The sequence below is a fragment of the Mesorhizobium sp. M1334 genome, from assembly GCF_040317995.1.
Taxonomy (GTDB): domain Bacteria; phylum Pseudomonadota; class Alphaproteobacteria; order Rhizobiales; family Rhizobiaceae; genus Mesorhizobium.
Map to the genome: position 1 here is coordinate 1 of NZ_JAMYLM010000006.1, position 19,120 is coordinate 19,120.

Below are 19,120 nucleotides of genomic sequence, written 5' to 3' on the forward strand. Positions count from 1 at the left end.
GTTTGCATGGCCGTGATATTCGACGAGATGGAAGCTGAGGAGGCCCGTAAGGCATTCCTGGCTGCCGCTAAGGAGGAGGGTAGGCTTTTTCCTGATTAGCAGGCCGCGTCGCTCTTCGCGCGAGCCAAATTCGATCACCGGCCCAGACATCTCTACCAAACATTCCCACCCCCTCTAATTATCCCTCAATGGCAACCCATTGGTTCGTTCCTTCGGTGTTCGTGAAGACTGAAACCGGCGACAGGCATGGCTGCAACAATGCGAGGGCAGCCCTTGAGCAACTCAAGAGGTGGACCCGCAGTGGACCCCGCTGGCACAAGGCGGTGAACCTTTGCCTGTCAGATCTAGAGGGCGATCCGATTGACCCTCAGGTGGTACGAAAGGCCTTTGAGGCTGCCGCCAAGGAAGCCAAGGTGTATCTCTCACCAGAGTAGGAACCCTCCACTCGTGTTCATCGACCCGGTTCGCCATCCGGTCCAGCAGCTTACGGGATGCCGCAATTACGCGGCGGGTTGCATCAAGGGAGAGCCGAAGGTCATCGATGTCTGCGCGCGCGCGACGCTCATTCAACCGAGAACTGTCTATTTGTAAGCGAGAGCTGTTTATTAAGTGATACCAATCGGAAACCATCTTTGCAGAGCTAGACTAGCGCGCCCGCATCTCAAACTTGATCATAGCCTCTAAGAACGTTTCGTTGGACTCGTCGCGAACGGTCATCACAAATTCTCGAGAGGGGCCATCCGGCAGCTTATCCTTAGTAATCTCGACCAAGGCCTTTACCGCCTCCGCCTTTGCAGCTTCGAGGTCCGGGAGATCGGTACCCACAACGTCAAGGAAGACTTTGCCAGTGTCGGTGAAGTCGAAGAAATAGCGCGGCGTCCCTACAAACACAGTAACGCGAGAATGGTTCACGCTTGCGTTGCGATTGGCTGTGCAGCGGGCCCTTGCCGCTCTAATGTGCGCAACGCTAACGAGCGTGACCTGACGTCCAATGATGTCCGCGACATTGGTTAAAAACGTACGCGCCAAGACTCATCGCCCCGATCGGCTTAGAGTTACTTCCGAAAGGAAGCGCTCTCATGCTGCCATTGCCCCACGCCGTCGATCCAAAAGTAGTTGCCGAGATCAACAATCTTCTAGACCAGTACGCAGGGGCGGTACCGGTGCCCGTTCACAAGCTCGCCGCGGTTGTCCGGCTGCGCCTCAGAAGCCATCTTTCCATTGCGACTATTGAGGCGCTGATCGTGGACGAAGCCGAGTGTCGCCACCTGCCCATGCTGTTCGAACTGCCGGCAACACATGCGGCTGTAGTTTCATCTGCTCTGGGCCGTGCGATTTGAAGTTTAGGCGCTCTGCCCGTCTGGCAACGAAAGCGGACCTCTGGCTCGCGAAGCGGTATGCCCACGGCCTTCGATGATGAGCGCAGAGCGGCCCCCTCATGGCAACCCATTGGTTCTCCCCTCCGGTGTACGTCAAGACCGACCGACCTGGGATCACCTACGGCTGCAACAATGTCGAGGGTGCCGCCGAGGAACTCATGAAGTGGACCGAGAGGGGACCGAAGTGGAATCTGGCGGTGCAAGCCTGCAGCGACGCCTTTGAGGGCCGGGTCTCGCCCAACGATGTCCGTAAAGCCTTCGAGGAAGCTGCCGAGGAGGAGGGGGTGCTACGCTAAATCTAGCTAGGTCTCCATTCCGCTTTCCACCGCGTCCCACGTCTGATTACTGGTCGTTCTCAAACATTGGGAGAGAATTTATGTCTGATTTCAAAGTTGGCGATGTGGTGGAGCTAAAGTCTGGCGGTCCTAACATGACGATCAACGAGGCGCAGAGTGCCGGCGGGTTTATGTGTCAATGGTTCAACAACGACGGCGGGGCGTACAAGCTTGAGACCGTCAGGATTAAAGGTGAAATGCTCAAAGCCGTGCCGAAGTAGTCGCCGCGCCTTCCTGACAGGGGGTCCCACGTTGCCTTTGATTGTTACGAACGGAGCATTGCTTGATGGCGCTGATCTTGGAGAACGTTACCAAAGCCCAGAACCTCATGAGCAAGATCGGCCCACCCATCTGCCGATGTGGGCTTATCACGGCAGCAATTTCGCGGGCATGTGCCTAGAGTTCGATACTGCTGACCTCATGATCAGTGACTTCCATGCAGAGAAACTGCGCCCGGTGACCTATGCGTGCGCAACGCTCTGCCATCGCTCACGCTCGCCGACATTGGGGCGCAGCATCTCGAAGAGGCGGTGATTGCTCGCATCACGCGCAAGCGCGGTGAATGGGCTCACGAGAAGGAATGGCGCTTCGTTACTGGCCAAGCCGGGCCTAAGCACTTTCTCGACGATGCGCTTCGTCGCGTGTGCCTGGGTCCCCGTGTCAAACCTGAACACGCCGCGCGGGTATGCCAGGTGATGGACCGGCGACCGGTGGAGGGGGGAAATCAGGGGTTTTGAACTAGCGTTTCGCAGCATTAAGCCAGCTAGGCCGCTGGGCGAATGCGAGCGGGTCGGCATCGGCAAGTTCGATCCCGTGGAGGACCTGTTCGCGGAAGCGGAACTGAAGCAGTTTCTGACGGTGCCATTCGAGGCACTTCTTGAGGAATGCCGCCGAACCGCTTCGAGGCCGAACATGGAGGCAATGGCCGGGATTGATCTCGCCGGCAGCAACAGAAACGCCATTTACTTCTGGACGACCTATAAGCTCCGGAGCGGCCGTGAGGTCTTTCACAAGCGTTACTTCGACCGACGATTGCGCCTTGTCCTCGGGAAGGACTAAGTGGGGCCAGAAGACGGGATCGGGAGCATTGCCGTGGAAGGTTTGGACGAAGACACTCGGAAACGGCGGGAGACGCTGACTGCAGTTCAGTATGGCGGGATTTATCCCCCTCACGAAGCGTTCTACATCCAGTCGATCATCTACGCCGAGCCGGCTTTCGCCCTAATGGCCGAGCGTGGCACAGGACGCTATGTCGGGAGCGCCTTTATCACCTTGAACCGGGAGATGCGGGAACGCTTCACTTGCGGCCGAGGAGTATGAAACGTGCGGTGCCCCCCGCCGCAGCGACAGCCTTCGCTATTCCTTCTTGTCGACCAGCGCCCGTAGTGCCGAGACGTCATGCAGCAATAACCTGCTGCCGCGCTTTTCGATCAGGCCTCTCTTGGCGAGGTCGCTCATTTCGCGCGAGACCGCTTCCCTGTGCGTGCTCATCGTTGCCGCCAGCTCGGAATGCGTCGGTGCCGGGCTTATGGACACCTCGCCGTCCACGAGTGCGGCTTTCTCCGCCCGATGCAGGATCTCGACGATCAGCCGTTTTCGCACGACCAGAGTGCTGTATTCGAATACCCGCTCGGTCATGCGCCGGAGCTGAGCAGACAGATGCTCAAGCAGCACCCAGGCAAAAGTCGGGTGGGTCATCACGATATCCCGGAATGCTGTGCCGGACAGCCGTGCAGCGCGGGTTGCCTCCAGCGCGACTACGCTGGCAGAGCGTGCAATCCCGTCAATGCCTCCGAGCTCCCCGAAAATGTCACCCGGTTCGACATCGCGATACGCTATCTCCCTGCCGTCCGCTGAAACCAGTGTCACGCGAGCACGTCCTTCCAGCAGGAAGAAGACATCGCGACCAGTGTCGCCGTGGGAAATGATTAGCTCGTTGTGTCGATAGCTGCGCTCGTGCCACCGTTTGGTCAGCGCGGCGAGGTCGGCGTCGCAAAGTCTTGAGATGAAGGCCAGAGAGCCTGTCACAACGGTCTCTTGTTCAATCAAGTGAACTTCACCTTACTCCCTATCCAAGGAAATTTGATGGCCGCAGGCCCCGCATTCCGGGATGCAAACTGGGAGCGGATTTCGCGAATGTTTTCCCCGGTGTGGGAATTCCCACAGCCGAGCCTGGTTCGACTGTCATATCCTTGTTGCAACGTCAGGCCCGCCGGCTCGTGTGCAAGCCGGCGAAGGGAAAGGGAACAGTCATGAAATTCTTGGCTCCCGTCACAAAACTTGCTGCGGGGTTTCGCAAATTCGTCGCGCCGCGCTACCGCCCGGAGCTTTATTACATGCGTGGCCCGGGGCCAGCCACCGCCCGCCGTATGGGCACGCCGCGGCAAAACCAATCCATCGACCACTACGCCTAATTTTGCCTCGCGGACGGCTGACGCTCTCGCCCGGAGTGCCGTTCGCGCCGTTCCGTACCGGTCAATTCAGATCAATGAAGGGAGGATCTGATCATGGTTATAATTCATGCTGCCGCCATTGGTCCATTTCGCAGGTGGTTACGCCTCCGCGCCGAGCGAAAAGCTCTCTTGTCGGCAACGGACCAGTTGAGCCGTTTACCCGATGACGTCCTTGGCGACATCGGCATCTCACGTGACGAAATCATGTGCGATTTGCGAAGCCGCGCCCTCCGTCATGCGGAGGCAGGCGCGGCCGGCACGACGATCGAGCGCACCAGGATCGCTTCGGCCTCGATCCCGAAACGGTTGGCCGCCGGCAGTGGCTACGCCTCGGCCGAGATCCCCTTTGGCTGGTCCACGAGCGCGCGATCGAGCCTTACATCGAGGCTTCGACAAGCAGCGGCGCGCGGACGGGACCTTCGAACGGCACTACACCTGCGACCCCAAGGACTGGATGTTGACCGACGGGAGCTGGGGAGGATCTCAAAATGATCATGTCAGTTGTTAAGTCCCTCGCGCCTGTGACGCTCGGCACCGTGCTGATCGCAATCAGTCCGGCTTCATTGTCGGCTTCTGACGCTCAGGACCTCGCGTTCGCTCACGCTGACATGCCAATCAAACAGCTGAAAGACGTCTATTTGGATTGCGAGCGGGGAGGCCGCCGGTGCGCTGGGGACGGACGATGTGATGTACTGTTCGATGCGCGAGTTCCGATTAGGCGCGCGATAGCAGTTTGCGCATAATCAACGATGCATGGCCTTCTGCACCGTGCGACGCGGCCCTGCGATCGACCACTTCGAACCATGTTTGGACCGCGCACTTCGCCGATCAGCGCAGTAACCAACCCGCGGAGTTCCGCGAGCGACAGCCTTCAAACGAATCAGTCGGTGGTAGCGTCACGCATAGGGTGAATCACGAACGCGCTCGCCTGCAAACCCCTTCGCCCGGAAATCTGCCCCGGTCACGCGGTTCGCCAGCAGACTGAGAAGGAGCGGCTTCAGCCGATCGCCGATGCTATTTGTTATATTTGTGCCGAATGGCAGCTTTGCGCCCCGATTTCGGCCGTTCGACTATATCGTTCGAACTCCCGAAAGCTGTCGGGGCTCCGGCCCTCTCAAACCCTCCACCGCCGTTGTCGCGCATGTGCCGCGTGCCACCTGCCGTGCTTTCAGCGAGCCGACCTTACCTCCAGTCTGGAACCTAGCAGTCGCCCAACTGGTTCAACCTTCCGCCACGGCCGGGCAGGGGAGGGCGTGCAAAACGGTAGGCGCGACCTAAGAAACGGTCGCGGTTCGAGTCGGTAGAGGGATACCGCCAATACAGTGCTGTGACCGAGTTCGTTTGCTGACGGGGCCTCTTAATCAGCGCAAATAAGTCCGACTCCGGACTCCGCAACCAGTTTCAGCATAAATCACTAATAGTCGCGATCTGACCAAAGCCCCGCCGGAAAAAAACGGCAAGGCCTTTTCCACGGCAGGTTTGGCGAAGCGCGGAAGGCACTCGGCCGCCCACGTAACCGGCATGCACGGTGAAGACGAGAAGGACGCTCTTCCAAGCGCGGAGTTCGAATCCTCCCTCACCGAAAACGGCTTATTCGCGGCACATCAGCTTACGACACAAATATGCGGGGTTGATGGTTCGACCTGGTAGATGGCAGAGATCAACTTCGGCCTCGCTAAGCGAAGTCGTGGGGTTTATCCGACAGCGGAATCAGGATACGCGACGAGCACCCCGTGCCGGGTCAACGTCGCCGTCGGCAAGTACCGATCGGTGCGGAACCAAGCGGATTCATGCTTGTCGGCAGCGGACGCCGGCGGTGGCGATCAGCACCCGAGCAGGCTCCTCATTAGCAAGACAAACGTCCAGAGCGGAGGCCAATCTTGGCACGCGACTGCGCCATCCTGAACGACCGCTCTCCTCGGCTTAGTCAAGCATACCTGCGGAATGATGCGCCTGGCCGGTGACAAATGAATCTCTGCTGGACCGCGGATGATATGGGGAGGCGCTCGCAAATCGCGCCCTACGCGCGGGTTGATCGGTTGATTAACATCAAAGCTTGAATATCAGAAATGCGCCAACTGTGACGGCGGTGGTCACCGTGGCTCGAGTGTCAGCAGATGTGGTAAGGGTGAGTGTCGGCGAGTAGCAGAGGTCCAGCAACAATGACTTTGAGGCGAACCAGAGCTTACGGCACATCCGGCTTGGTTCTAGCGGTTTGCACTGTGTTTGCTTGGCAGAACGCCGCTGCCGCTCAAAATTGCGACGCAGCCGCGACGCCTGGCGTCAATTGGCAAGAGTGTGACAAGAAGCTTCTCATCCTCGATGGACAGGACCTGAGCGGGGCGAACCTGTTCGGTGTTGATTTCACTTCGACCGACCTCAGGAACACCAATCTCCGTGCGGCAAATCTTGAGAAGGCAACTCTTGTGCGTGCTTCCTTGGCCGACTCGACCGCCAAAGGCGCCCGGTTCGACAGAATCGAGGGCTACAGGACCGACTTCAGCCGTATGGACGCGCAGGGCGCTGTGTTTGCGAGCGCGGAAATGCAGCGTTCGAATTTCCAGGACGCCAATCTGACCAATGTTGATTTCACAAAGGCAGAACTGGGGCGTGCGCAGTTCCATGACGCCGATATCAGCGGCAGCCGCTTCTCGTTTGCCAATCTCGCACGGGCGGACTTCCGAGGAGCGAGGTTCACCGCGCCGATAGACTTTGACCGCGCCTTTTTCTTTCTGACCCGTATCGAGGGCGTCGACCTTTCCAATTCGGTGGGTCTGTCCCAGTGGCAGCTCAACATGGCTTGCGGAGACGCCCGGACCGAGTTGCCTTCTGGCCTGACGAGGCCTGAAGATTGGCCCTGTCAATTCCAGCAGGAATAGTTGTCGGCAAGCGAACCGCGGCAATGCTGCGCCCGACAGGATGAAACTGAGAACCCCTATGTCATCGTTTGCGCTATATAACTTTTGCGACAGCCGGGGGCGGATGAATGGAATCGGGCGTATTTCTCCACTACCCACGCGGTCCGAGGCGGCAGAAATGGGGCCGAGCAGACCGTCCGCTGCTAGGGTACCCAGCACGCGAGCGGACATGTGAGACCTCGGTGCGAAGGTCCGGGATCAGGCCCATTGCGGACGTACGTGTTGGTTCGCCTGTTGGCGCCGAAGCGCCTTATCGTTCAGTCTCGCGGCACACATAGATCAAATGAACCGTATCGTCATCGATCAATGTGCTCGACACCAGTTGCAGCGGAGGCCGTCATCCCGCTGGACATCCGTATCCAGTTCAGCCAGGCGCTGCCGATAGGCTTCGATACCATGCCCTCCAGTCCGGCCTGATCGAGGAATATCACCTGCACGTGAGGCCGTTCGTGCTCGGCAGGGGCAAGCAAGGGCCCGTAAGTCACCGTGTCGGGCCTTGGCGCACAATGGCATGTGGATAGCTAAGTTTGACCCGCGGCAAGCGTCGCTGGATGGTCACGAGAGGGCGCCACTCGCACACTCCTAAGCGACAGCGCACACTAGGCGCGCTGCCACCGCTATCGAGGCATCGCCGTCACAGCTACCGCACCGATTTTGCAGCGTCGATGATCACGTCTGCGACCGAACGAGGTTTGGTCAACATGATCAAGTGATTGCCCTCGAGCTCGGTGATATGCGCTTTGATGGCCTTGGCCATCGACTCTTCGAACGCCGGCGGGATCGCACCGTCAGCCTTCGCAACCACGAACCAACTGGGCTTGGTCTCGGACGCCGCCCGGGTCAGCCGTTCGTCGAAGAGACGGGCCGCCGATGGCTGCTGCGTCGCCGCGAGAACCGCAACCTCCTCGGGCGTCGCGTCCTGAGCGAAATACTTGCCCAGCCCCTCCTGGGGTACGGTCAGGAAGTCGCCGCTGTCCTTCTGCAGGGGTCGACGTCCAAGGCGCCGGCGGACTTCCCGCCGTAGCGCTGGTGACTGACTGGCCCTTCGGCAGGGCGAAGGCGGCAACGTAGACCAAGGCTTTGACCTTGTCCGCCGTTCCGCCCTCGGTGATCACCATTCCGCCCCAGGAGTGGCCAACGAGGATCACATCTCCCGGCGCGGCCTCGATGGCCCGTTCAGTGGCAGCGACGTCGTCTGCAAGCGAGGTCAGTGGGTTCTGGACGGCAACGACGCGAAGTCCGGCGCTCTGCAGCAATGGAAATGACCTTGCTCCAGCTGGAGCCGTCTGGGGGCGCTACCACATATGCATGATTCACTAGTTATTTCAGTAACTTATTCGATTTTTGGTAGCGGGAGAGGGACTTGAACCCCCGACCCCAGGATTATGATTCCCGTGCTCTAACCAACTGAGCTACCCCGCCAGGGCGGCGAAGGCCCGAAATCCAGCTTAAATCGGCAGGCATATCGGCGCGTTCGCCAAGGTCGCGCGGATATAAGGTTGCGAGGCCAAGCCTGTCAAGCATCGAAGTGGCTGCCGCGCCGGCATATTGCTGGTGCCTAAAGCTTTGCCGGGCAGACATTTGGGCGCACAGGCCGGGGTTGAGTTCAGCGAGGCACGTCGCTATGTCTCGGCCACGAAAGCCATGGTCATGAATTGATGAAACCGCGCATTGCAGTCCTCGGTTGCGGATACTGGGGCAGCAACCACATCCGCACCCTAAAGGCGCTCGGCGCGCTGCACGCGGTTTCGGACGTCAACCCCGCGCGTGCGGAGGGTTTTGCCAGCGAGCAGGATTGCCTGGCGATCGAGCCGGAGGCGCTGTTTGCCCGCGACGATGTCGACGCCATTGTCATGGCGCTGCCGCCGCAGTTCCATGCCGACATGGCGGTGCGCGCCGTGCTCGGCGGCAAGGACGTGCTGGTGGAGAAGCCGATCGCGCTGACGGTGGCCGATGCCGAGCGCTCGGTGCAGGCGGCCGCCGATAATGGCCGTGTCTTCATGGTCGGCCACGTGCTGCGCTTTCATCCCGCCTTCGAGACGCTGAAGGCGCTGATCGACAATGGCGAACTCGGCGAAGTCCGCTACATCCACTCGCATCGGCTCGGGCTCGGCAAGTTCCACACCGAAAACGACGCGTTGTGGGATCTGGCGCCGCACGATCTGTCGATGATCCTGGCCATCACCGGCACCGAACCGGTCGAAGTGCGCGGCGAAGGCGCTGCCCTTCTCGACAATCTCAGCGACTTTGCGCATCTGCACATGCGCTTTCCCAGCGGCTTGCGCGGCCATCTGTTCGCCTCGCGGCTCAACCCTTACCGCGAGCGGCGGCTGACCGTGGTCGGCACCAAGGCGATGGCGGTGTTCGACGATGTCGAGCCGTGGGAGCGCAAGCTTGCCGTCTACCGCCATGCGGTGTGGCAGGACAGCGGCCAATGGGCGTTCACCGCCAACGAGCCGTCCTATGTGGCGGTCGGCGAGGGCATGCCGCTGACGCGCGAGCTGGAGCATTTCATCCACTGCATCGAGACGCGGGCCGAACCGCGCACCAGCGGTGAGGAAGCCATCCGCGTGCTGCGCATCCTGACCGCCGGCACCGTTGCCCACACCAGACCCTAAAGAGAAAACGCCGTCTATTCGGCGGGAACCCGCGCCGGCTGGACGGCAAGCCGCGTCAGCATCGCTTCGGCTTCGGCGCCGCGCTCGGAGCGCTCGATGAAGCCGCCGCCGAACACGCGCGCCTCGTTGCCGTGGTCGGAATAGAGCACGCAGGCCTGACCGGGGGCGATGCCCGACTCGCCGTCAACCAGCTCCACCGAAGCGACGCCGGCGCGGTGATGCAGCACCGCCGGGCGCGGCGGCCGCGTCGAGCGCACCTTGGCGAAAAGCTCAAGCCCGGCCGCCGGGATATCGGTCAGCGGGCCATCGCCGAGCCAGTTCATGTTGCGCAAGAAGATCTTGTGGGTTTCCAGCGCCTCGCGCGGGCCGACGACGACACGAGCCCGGTCGGCGTCGAGATGGACGACGTAGAGCGGCTCGCCGGAGGCGATGCCGATGCCGCGGCGCTGACCGACGGTGTAGCGCAAAATGCCCTCGTGACGGCCAAGCACGCGCCCGTCTATATGGACGATGTCGCCCGGATTGGCGGCAGCCGGCTTCAGCTTGGCGATGATGTCGGAATACTTGCCCTGCGGCACGAAGCAGATGTCCTGGCTGTCCTGCTTGGCCGCAACCGTCAGGCCCATCTCCTCGGCGATGGCGCGAACCTCAGGCTTCGACAGGCCGCCGAGCGGAAAACGCAGATAGTCGATCTGCGGCTGGGTGGTGGCGAACAGGAAATAGCTCTGGTCGCGGTCGGCGTCGACCGGCCGGTAAAGCGCGCGATGGGCGCCATTGGCGCCGGAGCGGATGTAGTGGCCGGTGGCCAGCGCATCGGCGCCGAGTTCCTTGGCGGTCGCGAGAAGATCGGCGAATTTCACCGTCTGATTGCAGGAAACGCAAGGGATCGGCGTTTCGCCGGCGACATAGCTTTCGGCGAACGGATCGATCACCGCCTTGCGGAAGCGCTCCTCGTAATCGAGCACGTAATGCGGGATGGCGAGCGTCTCGGAGACGCGGCGGGCATCGTCGATGTCCTGGCCGGCGCAGCATGAGCCGGCCCGGTGCGTTGCCGCGCCGTGGTCATAAAGCTGCAGCGTGACGCCGACGACGTCGTAGCCCTCGCGCTTCAGGAGGCCGGCAACGACCGACGAATCGACACCGCCCGACATGGCGACGACGACGCGGGTGTTTTCGGGGCGTCCGGGAAGATCGAGGCTGTTCATGGTTCTTTCGTTCTGCGCGGCGCTTCAATGCCAATGGCCGGAATATAGGTCAAGCGTCCCGGCTGCGCCAGCTTTGCCGGGCCGGCTCATTTTTCATGCCGGGTTCAACGCGCATGCCGGCAGATGTTTCAAATGCCGATGAAAAGGCTAACGCCGCGTTCATGATCCTTACCTAACCATTAGGGTCTGCTTAGGCAAATTTTAAAGCTGTGGCGGTAATGTGGTGGCGATTGGGTCTTTGAGTTTTTTGTAGAGAGTACGATGACCGATCTAATTAGACCGCGAGTCAAATATGTTATCGGGCCAGACGGCAGCCCACTTACCATTGCCGATCTGCCGCCGACAAACACACGTCGCTGGGTTATCCGGCGCAAGGCGGAAGTGGTGGCGGCGGTGCGTGGCGGGCTTTTGAGCCTCGAAGAGGCATGCCAGCGCTACAAGCTCACCACCGAGGAATTCCTGTCCTGGCAGGCGTCGATCGACGAATACGGCCTTGCCGGCCTGCGCACCACGCGCATTCAGCAATACCGGCATTAGGCCGATAAGGGCGCTGACCAGCGCCCTTACGTTTGCGAGGGGCGACGATCTGCAATTTCAGACCGTCAGCACCACCTTGCCGATCGGCCTGGTGGCGAGAAGGGCATGGGCGGCACCGGCCTGTTCGAGCGGAAACGCCTTTGCCACGTGGACGGCCAGCTTTTTCGCGTCGATCAATTTGCCGAGCTCCACCAGGGCGGCACGGTCGGGCACTACGGACATGCGCTCGACGCGGATGCCTCGCGTCCTGGCCTTTGCCTTGGTGGCATCGCTGACATCGAGCAGCGACACCAGAACGCCGCCAGCGGTGAGCACTTTCAGCGATTGCTCCGCATGCACGCCGCCGAACGGGTCCAGAACCAGATCGATGTCGCGGGCCTTCCCGGTGAAATCATCCCTTGTGTAGTCGATCACCTCGTCGGCCCCGAGCGAGCCGACGAAATCGAGCTTTTCCGGGCTGGCGGTCGCGACGACGTAAGCGCCGCGCGCCTTGGCGATCTGCACCGCCAGATGGCCGACGTCGCCGGCTCCGGCGTGGATCAGCACGCGCTTGCCGGAATCGAGCCGGCCATGGCGGACAAGGCCTTGCCAGGCCGTCAGGCCGGCCAGCGGCAGTGCGGCGGCTTGCGCGTGATCCATGCCTTCGGGTTTCGGCGCAAGCTCATCAGCCGGGACAGCGGCGAGTTCGGCGTAGGCTGCCGCCTGTTTGGGAAAGCGCGTCATGCCGAACACGGCATCGCCGACCTTGAGGCCGGAGACGCCGGAGCCCAGCGCCTCGACAACTCCCGAAACGTCCCAGCCAAGGACAAAAGGCGGCTCGCCAAGCAGCGGATAGTGGCCGCCGCGCACCGCACCATCGACCGGATTGATGCCGGCCGCCTCGATGCGGACGAGCACTTCGCCGGCCTCGGGTGATGGCGCGGGGCGATCCGCAATGACGAGGACGTCGGGTCCGCCGAAGGAATTCTGAATAATGGCACGCATGGAAGGCTCTCCTGCTGGTTTTGATGTGCCACTATCATTTGGATAGTTACATTCTCTTGTCTAGTATGTACCTTTTTGATATATACGCACCTCATGGATAGTGAAGATGTTTCCCCTTTCGGCTATGACGCCTTTCGGCGGTCGTGCCCGTCACACGCCGTGCTCGAGACGCTCGCCAGCAAATGGGTCTACCTGGTGATTTGTGCGCTGCGCCGGGGCCGGCTCCGCAACGGCGAATTGGCGCGCAAGCTCGAAGGCATCACGCCGAAAATGCTGACGCAGACGCTGCGTATCCTGGAACGCGACGGGCTTGTGCGGCGTGAGGTTTTCCCGGTCGTTCCGCCGCGTGTCGAATATGAGCTGACCGAACTTGGCGAGAACCTGGCAGGACTGCTCAATCAGATCAGAGCCTGGTCGGAGCAGCATGTGCCCGACATCAAAAATGCGCGCGCACGGGCGGCGGAACAGCAAGAAGATCTGGGTGCCTGAGGCGGGCACAGTTCGGTGCGCAGCAATAGCGCGCAAGCGCGACGCGCGTTAAAGTCTTGTTTTCAGCCGATCATGGCGCTGCGGCCGCCGGCTTCCGTGTCGCGCGCCTTGGTGTCGCGCGATTCCAGCATCTCGGCCTTGGAAAGCTCCGCTTCGGCTTCGCCCAGCAATGATTCGGCGACATTTCGCTGCTGGGCGAGGTCGCTTTGCGAATTTCTAAGGTTGTCGCGGCGTAGACGTGCCGCCTTGGCGAAGGTTGGATAAGCAAAGTGATTGATGTCGGTGATGCCGGCCTTCTTCTCTTCGGCAGCGATCTGAAGTTCCAGCTCGACGGCCATGCGCTCGAATTCGGCGATCATCATGTCGAGCTGCAGCAGCTGCCGCCGCTTCTCGCTCACCTGAAATTGCTTCAGCCGAACGAGGTTTTCACGTGACTTCATGATTCGGTACTCCCGGAAACGCACACCTGCACATATCGTCCAATTCACCCGGCACGGCCCAGGCCTGACCCGTTTCCACCGGCTTTCCCGGAACTATGGGAAACAAACTCCTAAAGTTTTTTGCCGGCGGTAACCATTCGTTTACGGGCATTGTTAATCATACGGCTCAGGACTTAAGGGCGGGTAAAAATTCTGCTTCTCGTCGCGAAACCCGGCCAGCGAGTCCGAAGAGTCACTTAGTCTGGCTTATTAATGTGCCGCATTAACGGTTTGGGTCTGTGATTCGTTATTGGATTCAACAAGGTGTAGAAAGGGGTTAAAAAATCTGATACCGTCACGGACGGGGAATTAGGTTTTATTAACCATTCGATGGCAGCCTCTGCTCAGGGCAATCACTGCTCCGGTCCTGGACGGGTCGTGAAATGGTCCGGCAGCAGAAAAGGGGAATGAAATGCGCGTTCTGCTGATAGAAGATGACAGTGCAACCGCACAAAGCATCGAGCTGATGCTGAAATCAGAAAGTTTCAATGTCTATACGACCGACCTTGGCGAAGAGGGCGTCGATCTAGGCAAGCTTTATGATTACGACATCATTCTCCTCGATCTCAATCTCCCCGACATGTCGGGCTATGAAGTTTTGAGAACGCTTCGCCTTTCCAAGGTGAAGACGCCGATCCTCATCCTCTCCGGCATGGCCGGCATCGAGGACAAGGTGCGCGGCCTCGGCTTCGGCGCCGACGATTACATGACCAAGCCCTTCCACAAGGACGAACTGGTCGCCCGCATCCATGCCATCGTGCGGCGTTCCAAGGGCCACGCCCAGTCGGTCATCACGACGGGCGACCTGGTGGTCAATCTCGATGCCAAGACCGTTGAGGTCGGTGGCCAGCGCGTGCATCTGACCGGCAAGGAATATCAGATGCTGGAGCTGCTCTCGCTGCGCAAGGGCACCACGCTGACCAAGGAAATGTTCCTCAATCATCTCTATGGCGGCATGGATGAGCCGGAGCTGAAGATCATCGACGTCTTCATCTGCAAGCTGCGCAAGAAGCTTGACGCCGCGTCTGGCGGGCAGAATTACATCGAGACCGTCTGGGGCCGCGGCTATGTGCTGCGTGAGCCCGAAGATATCCGCGTCAGCGCCTGAACCAGGGGCGTGATCCCAAGGTGGGCGCCGGGTTTTTCGGAAAAGAACCTGGCAAAACAACAAAGAGAGAGCCGATCCGATTTTGGTCGGAATGGAACAGCTCTGATCAGGCGGCAACCTTCAAGGCGCGGAAGCACTCGAGCAGTTGCGGCCGGTTGAACGGCTTCAGCAGGTAGCCCTGGGCGCCGGCCCGTTTTGCCCGCATGATCGCCCCGACATCGACCTCGACCAGCGAAATCAAAACCTGCGGCAATACCGGGCTTTCGATGGCGCGCACGCGGCGGATGAGGTCCTGCGCCTGCATGTCCGGTAAGGCGCCGTCGACGACGATGATATCAGGCATGTCGGCCGCGCACATCTCGATCGCCTCGTGGCCGCTGGCGGCCTCGATCACCATCATGCCGGAACCGCCCAGGATACGCCTTGCGACCTTCCTGATGACGCTCGAATTATCGACGAACATGCAGCGTTTCATTCCCGGACCCTCTTGCCGTTTGGCGAACCGGCAGCGTCGTGGCATCTGCCTGGGAACATAGGGCCGATCTGGTAAAGAAGCCGAAAAGCCGTTAGGTAAAATTTTCCTGAAGGTGTTTTAGTGAAATCTTCTTTCCCAATGCTTCACGCAATCAATCTGCAAGCGCGTCTCACAGATGTTAAGACCACGCCGTAAATAGGACTTGGAGAGAATACTTTCCCCGCTCTTTCGGAGAACTTCAGGCTGCGGAAAGGACGATCTCGTCGGCGGTCGCGTGGATCGAAATCGTCATGTTGGCTTCGCGGGCCAGGAGCAGCGTGTAATAGGGCTGCACCGAATGCGCGTCGATCGGCTCGTCCGGCCTGTTGCCGGAATGCAATTCCAGGAATTTGGGCGGCACGCGCAGCATCGGGCCGCTCGCCGCGAGCGCAAAGCGCGGCTCGGTCTCCAGGTTCTCCAGCGTGACCGCCAGCCTGCCGCCGCGCGGAATGGCGGCGTTGGCGACGAGGATGAGATTGAGCAGCAGCTTGACCTTGTTCTTGGGCAACAGCGCACGGGTCCCGTTCCAGACCAGTTCCGGTTTCTCGTTCTTCAGGAAGGCGATGGCCACGGCCTCGGCATCCCCGGTGTCGATCAGCATGCCGGCGGAACCGGCGGCGCCGAAGGCGATGCGGGCGAATTGCAGGCGGGCGGAAGCGTTTTTGGCGCTTTGGCGGATCAGTTTCATGGCGTCTTCGTCGGCGCCGCCCTCGTCGAGCAGCTCAAGCCCGTTGTTTATGGCGCCGACCGGCGAAATGATGTCGTGGCAGACCCGGCTGCACAAAAGCGCCGCCAGGTCGGGTGCGGAAAGGGTGAAAAGCTCGGCCATCGGCAAAAATCCCTGCAAATTTCACAACACAATGACCGGGCGGTCATGATCACGCCTGTCAACACGAATCACGCTCTCTCCCAAGCATTCTGAATACACAGCGCTTATGCGTGCAGCAACAAATCCAAAATTTTGATTGTCGAAAATGGTGTGTTCACGCAGCAGGGTGCTGCGCGGTCGATGCAAAACAGCCTTCGAACCGCCATCTTCATGTGAGAGTTTAATGGTTGAAAAAGGATTACGGCATAGTTTGCCCCTAACAGTCATCCTTAACGGCCGCCAAAGAGCCGTACGGATGCGAGGCGTCGGCGAAAGTGCTCCCTGACGGAGATTGGAAGCATGGTTTCCCGATTCTACGACCGGACTTTTTTCCGTGTCATCTCAATGACGATCGCGCTCATCGGCCTTGTCGCCTTTTCGGCATCGGCGGCGCGGGCGCAGGAATACACGGCCCAGGAGATCGTCGATTCCGGTCATAAATTCTTCGGTGCGACATCGGGCGGGCTCGCCACCGTCGTCGAGAAGATTTTCGCCACCTATGGCCTGCCGAACGGCTATCTGCTCGGCGAGGAGGGGTCCGGGGCGCTGATCGGTGGCCTGACCTATGGCGAAGGCACGCTCTACACCAAGAATGCCGGCGATCACAAAGTGTTCTGGCAAGGCCCGTCGCTCGGCTGGGATTTCGGCGGCGAGGGCTCGCGCGTCATGATGCTGGTCTACAATCTGGACGATGTGAGCAGCCTCTATAACCGTTTTGGCGGCGTCGCCGGCTCTGCCTATGTCGTCGCCGGCGTCGGTTTCAACGTGCTGAAGAACAACAATGTGCTGCTCGTGCCGATCCGTACCGGCGTCGGCGCCCGTCTCGGCGTCAATCTCGGCTACCTCAAGCTCACCCAGCGCGCGACCTGGAATCCGTTCTGACCGGCATGACGGAGCAACGGCGATTGGGCCTGTGATCCCGCGGCCCGAGCTTTGCCGCGGCATACTCTTGCCGTGGCGCCGGATTTCCGTCATGCGAAGATGGCAAAGTCGACCTTTGGCGGTTGCCATGCACAACGGATAGTCATCTTGGTCCAGTCGATCCTGTTCTTTGTTCTCGGCTTTCTCTGCGCGGGCTTTCTGGCGCTGATGATTGCTCCGGCCGTGTGGCGGCGGGCGGTGGCGCTGACGCGCAAGCGCGTCGAGAGTTCAATGCCGTTGACGCTGGCCGAGATCCAGGCGGACAAGGATCGCATTCGCGCCGAGTTCGCGGTTTCGGTGCGCCGGCTTGAAATGACCGTCAAGTCATTGCGCGAGAAGGCCGCCGAACAGCTGGTCGAGATCGGCCGCGACCGCGAAGCCCTGAAGGAATTGGCGGCCGAGCGGCAGGACAAGAACCGGGTCGTCGCCGATCTTACAACCAGGGGCGAGGAGCTTCGCAAGCGCGATGAGCAGCTGCAGCAGCTGTCGGAGCGGCTTGCAGAGACCGAGCGCGCCCTCGAAAAGCGCGGGCTCGAACTGCGGAAACTGGAGCACATGTATGACGACGCCAGTTTCTTATCCAGCAGCCGGCAGATCGAGCTGGTGGCGCGCGAATCCGAGCTGCAGAAGCTGGCGAGCGACATTTCGCTGCTGCGCGGCCAGCGTAAGGAGGCGGACAGGCGCAGCCAGGAATTGGCAGCCGAACGCAAGGCTTTGCGGGACGCGCTGAAGGCCGAGAAGAAAAGAACCGGCGACCTGGAAAAGAAAATCGAACGCCTGGTCGCCACGCTGGCCGATCGCGAGGACAGGCTGGAGCGCCGCGAGAAGGAACTGGTGCGCCTTCGCGAAAAGCCGAAAGGCGCTGAAAGGGCGCCTGCGGCGGGTCTTGCCGGCGTGCCAGGCAGTCAGGTCAATGTGGCCGCCAACGGCGACATCGAAAAGACAACCGCCAAGCTCGACGCCGACCGCGAGCTGCTGGAGGCCAGGCTGACATCGCTGGCACGCGAGAACAGGCGGCTGAAGACAGATCTTGCTGCCGTCGAAACGTCGAAATCACGGGCCGGAGATGATGCCGGCAGCGCCAGCGCGGCATTGCGCGAAGAGATGAACGATCTGGCGGCGCAAGTCGTGGCCTTGACGGCAAGGCTCGACGGGCCGGATTCGCCGATCGCCCGGGCGCTTGCAGCGGCTGAGGATACGCGGCCGGGGAGCGGCGGACGCAGCCTTGCCGATCGGGTGCGAGCGCTGCAGAAGGCCGCTTCGACCGACTGAGATTCCGCAAGCGCAAGCGCGGCGGCTCTGAAGCGCGTCGCGTTCGACCGCCTCATCGGACGCGCCTTAAGTTCTTGTTTGATGCATGTCGTTATCGCGAAACCGCTGCACGCTTTTGCGCGACATGCATCAGGCTCCGGAAAAATGATGCAGCGCGATGGCTGACGCGGCGGCGACGTTCAGGCTGTCGAAGCCTTGCGCCATACCGATCCGCAGCGTCTGCAGGCGGGCAAGCAGGCTTTCCGGCAGGCCTTCGCCCTCGGTGCCGAGATAGAGCGCCAGCCGCTCGTTTCTCTTGGCATCGCAAATGTCGATCTGCCCGCGCGGCGACAAGGCGAATTGGCTGAAGCCTTGCCGGTCGAGCATTGCGGTGCAGCCGGCGGTATCGGCAAAGCAGGCGAAGGGGACCTTCAAGGCCGCACCCACCGAGACGCGGATTGCCTTGCGATACAGCGGATCGCAGCAGGTCGGGTCGAGAAGCACGGCATCCGCGCCAAAGGCCGCGGCATTGCGGAAGATCGAGCCCATATTGTCATGATTGGCGATGCCGACCAGCACCGCGATCAGCGCGCGGGCGGGCAGCGCGCCAAGCAAGGCTTCGGCGGAGATGGCCGCACCCTTGCGGCCGATCGCCAATATGCCGCGGTGCATGTGGAATCCGGCGATCCTGTCGATGATTTCGCCGGATGCGACATAGATCGGAAGCCCGGCAGGCGCCTTGCGCAAGACGTCATCGAGGCCGGCCAGCCGGTTTTCGAGTACCAGCACCGATTCTGCCTCGAAGCGCCGGGCGGCGAACAGCGTGTCAAGCACCACCTTGCCTTCGGCGACGAAACGGCCTTGCCGGCCGGCAAGATCTCGCTCCCGGATGTCGAGGTAGGCTGCGACGCGGGCATCGTGCGGGTCGTCTATGCGGATCGGATTCATGGCTTCCTCGGCGGACCATGGCGTCGGCCACGAATCGAGATTCGGCTTCGGAAGGCATGATGCCGGATCCGAAGCTCAGACCGTATCTCAGCGTCCAAATGGATGCACGCCGT

The 19,120-nt window shown here is 60.8% G+C and carries 25 protein-coding genes, 1 tRNA gene and 1 pseudogene; 15 read left to right on the forward strand and 12 right to left on the reverse strand.

The window, feature by feature from the left end:
* The first annotated feature begins 6 nt into the window (after positions 1 to 6).
* Positions 7 to 99 carry a hypothetical protein gene (locus NKH17_RS13380; protein WP_352971272.1) on the forward strand — a complete coding sequence of 31 codons (93 nt, stop codon included), beginning with the start codon at positions 7 to 9 and terminating at the stop codon, positions 97 to 99.
* A gap of 89 nt (positions 100 to 188) precedes the next feature.
* Positions 189 to 434: a DUF982 domain-containing protein gene (locus NKH17_RS13385; protein ID WP_352478413.1), complete on the forward strand. Its 246-nt coding sequence runs from the start codon at positions 189 to 191 to the stop codon at positions 432 to 434.
* Between the two features lie 211 nt (positions 435 to 645).
* On the opposite strand, the gene NKH17_RS13390 is transcribed toward NKH17_RS13385, so the two are convergent.
* Positions 646 to 1,029, reverse strand: coding sequence for a DUF6894 family protein (locus tag NKH17_RS13390; RefSeq protein ID WP_352478415.1), 384 nt, complete (start codon positions 1,027 to 1,029; stop codon positions 646 to 648).
* A 50-nt stretch (positions 1,030 to 1,079) separates the two neighbouring features.
* On the opposite strand from NKH17_RS13390, the gene NKH17_RS13395 reads away from it, so the two are divergent.
* The 4 genes from NKH17_RS13395 to NKH17_RS13410 all read left to right on the forward strand — a co-directional run bounded on the left by NKH17_RS13395 (position 1,080) and on the right by NKH17_RS13410 (position 2,451).
* On the forward strand, positions 1,080 to 1,340 hold the full coding sequence (locus NKH17_RS13395) for a hypothetical protein (RefSeq protein WP_352478416.1): 261 nt from the start codon (positions 1,080 to 1,082) through the stop codon (positions 1,338 to 1,340).
* Positions 1,341 to 1,438: 98 nt separating this feature from the next.
* A complete protein-coding gene (locus NKH17_RS13400) occupies positions 1,439 to 1,675 on the forward strand; it encodes a DUF982 domain-containing protein (protein ID WP_352478418.1) in 237 nt (78 codons plus the stop codon).
* A gap of 80 nt (positions 1,676 to 1,755) precedes the next feature.
* Positions 1,756 to 1,935, forward strand: coding sequence for a YodC family protein (locus NKH17_RS13405; protein ID WP_352478420.1), 180 nt, complete (start codon positions 1,756 to 1,758; stop codon positions 1,933 to 1,935).
* A gap of 246 nt (positions 1,936 to 2,181) precedes the next feature.
* The gene (locus tag NKH17_RS13410) at positions 2,182 to 2,451 is read left to right on the forward strand and encodes a hypothetical protein (protein ID WP_352903155.1); all 270 of its coding nucleotides are present in this window, start codon (positions 2,182 to 2,184) and stop codon (positions 2,449 to 2,451) included.
* A 1-nt stretch (position 2,452) separates the two neighbouring features.
* On the opposite strand, the gene NKH17_RS13415 is transcribed toward NKH17_RS13410, so the two are convergent.
* Positions 2,453 to 2,725 (reverse strand): hypothetical protein, encoded by a 273-nt coding sequence (locus NKH17_RS13415; protein WP_352478423.1) that lies wholly within the window; start codon positions 2,723 to 2,725, stop codon positions 2,453 to 2,455.
* 81 nt (positions 2,726 to 2,806) lie between these two features.
* Here NKH17_RS13415 and NKH17_RS13420 point away from each other — a divergent pair, with 81 nt between their 5' ends.
* Entirely contained in the window at positions 2,807 to 3,034 is a 228-nt protein-coding gene (locus tag NKH17_RS13420) for a hypothetical protein (protein WP_352506240.1), read from the forward strand.
* A 36-nt stretch (positions 3,035 to 3,070) separates the two neighbouring features.
* On the opposite strand, the gene NKH17_RS13425 is transcribed toward NKH17_RS13420, so the two are convergent.
* Complete coding sequence (locus NKH17_RS13425; protein WP_352478425.1) at positions 3,071 to 3,742, reverse strand: Crp/Fnr family transcriptional regulator; 672 nt, start codon at positions 3,740 to 3,742, stop codon at positions 3,071 to 3,073.
* 224 nt (positions 3,743 to 3,966) lie between these two features.
* On the opposite strand from NKH17_RS13425, the gene NKH17_RS13430 reads away from it, so the two are divergent.
* Both NKH17_RS13430 and NKH17_RS13435 read left to right on the forward strand, forming a co-directional pair.
* Entirely contained in the window at positions 3,967 to 4,128 is a 162-nt protein-coding gene (locus tag NKH17_RS13430) for a hypothetical protein (RefSeq protein WP_167522729.1), read from the forward strand.
* Between the two features lie 2,201 nt (positions 4,129 to 6,329).
* Positions 6,330 to 7,046, forward strand: a complete 717-nt coding sequence (locus NKH17_RS13435) for a pentapeptide repeat-containing protein (RefSeq protein WP_352971126.1) — start codon at positions 6,330 to 6,332, stop codon at positions 7,044 to 7,046.
* 679 nt (positions 7,047 to 7,725) lie between these two features.
* Here NKH17_RS13435 and NKH17_RS13440 read toward each other — a convergent pair.
* The 3 genes and pseudogenes from NKH17_RS13440 to NKH17_RS13450 form a co-directional block, all read right to left on the reverse strand.
* A complete protein-coding gene (locus NKH17_RS13440; protein WP_352478078.1) occupies positions 7,726 to 8,151 on the reverse strand; it encodes an alpha/beta fold hydrolase in 426 nt (141 codons plus the stop codon).
* Positions 8,093 to 8,341, reverse strand: a pseudogene (locus NKH17_RS13445) (alpha/beta fold hydrolase); the annotation flags it as partial. The gene NKH17_RS13440 and the pseudogene NKH17_RS13445, both read right to left, overlap by 59 nt.
* 89 nt (positions 8,342 to 8,430) lie before the next feature.
* Positions 8,431 to 8,507 (reverse strand) — tRNA-Met (locus NKH17_RS13450).
* 236 nt (positions 8,508 to 8,743) lie between these two features.
* On the opposite strand from NKH17_RS13450, the gene NKH17_RS13455 reads away from it, so the two are divergent.
* The gene (locus NKH17_RS13455; protein ID WP_254819113.1) at positions 8,744 to 9,703 is read left to right on the forward strand and encodes a Gfo/Idh/MocA family protein; all 960 of its coding nucleotides are present in this window, start codon (positions 8,744 to 8,746) and stop codon (positions 9,701 to 9,703) included.
* A gap of 14 nt (positions 9,704 to 9,717) precedes the next feature.
* Here NKH17_RS13455 and mnmA read toward each other — a convergent pair whose 3' ends face one another.
* Complete coding sequence (gene mnmA, locus NKH17_RS13460) at positions 9,718 to 10,908, reverse strand: tRNA 2-thiouridine(34) synthase MnmA (protein WP_352902405.1); 1,191 nt, start codon at positions 10,906 to 10,908, stop codon at positions 9,718 to 9,720.
* Positions 10,909 to 11,169: 261 nt separating this feature from the next.
* On the opposite strand from mnmA, the gene sciP reads away from it, so the two are divergent.
* Positions 11,170 to 11,445, forward strand: a complete 276-nt coding sequence (gene sciP, locus NKH17_RS13465) for a CtrA inhibitor SciP (RefSeq protein WP_023679563.1) — start codon at positions 11,170 to 11,172, stop codon at positions 11,443 to 11,445.
* Between the two features lie 57 nt (positions 11,446 to 11,502).
* Here sciP and NKH17_RS13470 read toward each other — a convergent pair whose 3' ends face one another.
* Positions 11,503 to 12,429: an NADP-dependent oxidoreductase gene (locus NKH17_RS13470; RefSeq protein ID WP_352651087.1), complete on the reverse strand. Its 927-nt coding sequence runs from the start codon at positions 12,427 to 12,429 to the stop codon at positions 11,503 to 11,505.
* 93 nt (positions 12,430 to 12,522) lie between these two features.
* On the opposite strand from NKH17_RS13470, the gene NKH17_RS13475 reads away from it, so the two are divergent.
* Positions 12,523 to 12,918, forward strand: a complete 396-nt coding sequence (locus NKH17_RS13475; protein ID WP_254819116.1) for a winged helix-turn-helix transcriptional regulator — start codon at positions 12,523 to 12,525, stop codon at positions 12,916 to 12,918.
* A 62-nt stretch (positions 12,919 to 12,980) separates the two neighbouring features.
* Here the strand turns inward: NKH17_RS13475 and NKH17_RS13480 are convergent, their stop codons facing one another.
* Complete coding sequence (locus NKH17_RS13480; protein ID WP_254819117.1) at positions 12,981 to 13,358, reverse strand: flagellar export protein FliJ; 378 nt, start codon at positions 13,356 to 13,358, stop codon at positions 12,981 to 12,983.
* 451 nt (positions 13,359 to 13,809) lie between these two features.
* Here NKH17_RS13480 and ctrA point away from each other — a divergent pair, with 451 nt between their 5' ends.
* On the forward strand, positions 13,810 to 14,505 hold the full coding sequence (gene ctrA, locus NKH17_RS13485; protein WP_006203583.1) for a response regulator transcription factor CtrA: 696 nt from the start codon (positions 13,810 to 13,812) through the stop codon (positions 14,503 to 14,505).
* Between the two features lie 106 nt (positions 14,506 to 14,611).
* On the opposite strand, the gene NKH17_RS13490 is transcribed toward ctrA, so the two are convergent.
* Positions 14,612 to 14,980, reverse strand: coding sequence for a response regulator (locus NKH17_RS13490; protein ID WP_254819118.1), 369 nt, complete (start codon positions 14,978 to 14,980; stop codon positions 14,612 to 14,614).
* 238 nt (positions 14,981 to 15,218) lie between these two features.
* Positions 15,219 to 15,848, reverse strand: a complete 630-nt coding sequence (gene chpT / locus NKH17_RS13495; protein ID WP_254819119.1) for a histidine phosphotransferase ChpT — start codon at positions 15,846 to 15,848, stop codon at positions 15,219 to 15,221.
* A 339-nt stretch (positions 15,849 to 16,187) separates the two neighbouring features.
* Between chpT and NKH17_RS13500 the strand changes: the two genes are divergently transcribed.
* Together NKH17_RS13500 and NKH17_RS13505 are read left to right on the forward strand one after the other, a co-directional pair.
* Complete coding sequence (locus NKH17_RS13500) at positions 16,188 to 16,769, forward strand: DUF1134 domain-containing protein (protein ID WP_023679557.1); 582 nt, start codon at positions 16,188 to 16,190, stop codon at positions 16,767 to 16,769.
* A 147-nt stretch (positions 16,770 to 16,916) separates the two neighbouring features.
* The gene (locus tag NKH17_RS13505; RefSeq protein WP_352902400.1) at positions 16,917 to 18,080 is read left to right on the forward strand and encodes a coiled-coil domain-containing protein; all 1,164 of its coding nucleotides are present in this window, start codon (positions 16,917 to 16,919) and stop codon (positions 18,078 to 18,080) included.
* Between the two features lie 129 nt (positions 18,081 to 18,209).
* On the opposite strand, the gene NKH17_RS13510 is transcribed toward NKH17_RS13505, so the two are convergent.
* Positions 18,210 to 19,007, reverse strand: a complete 798-nt coding sequence (locus NKH17_RS13510) for a TrmH family RNA methyltransferase (protein ID WP_352902398.1) — start codon at positions 19,005 to 19,007, stop codon at positions 18,210 to 18,212.
* Positions 19,008 to 19,120 lie beyond the last annotated feature (113 nt).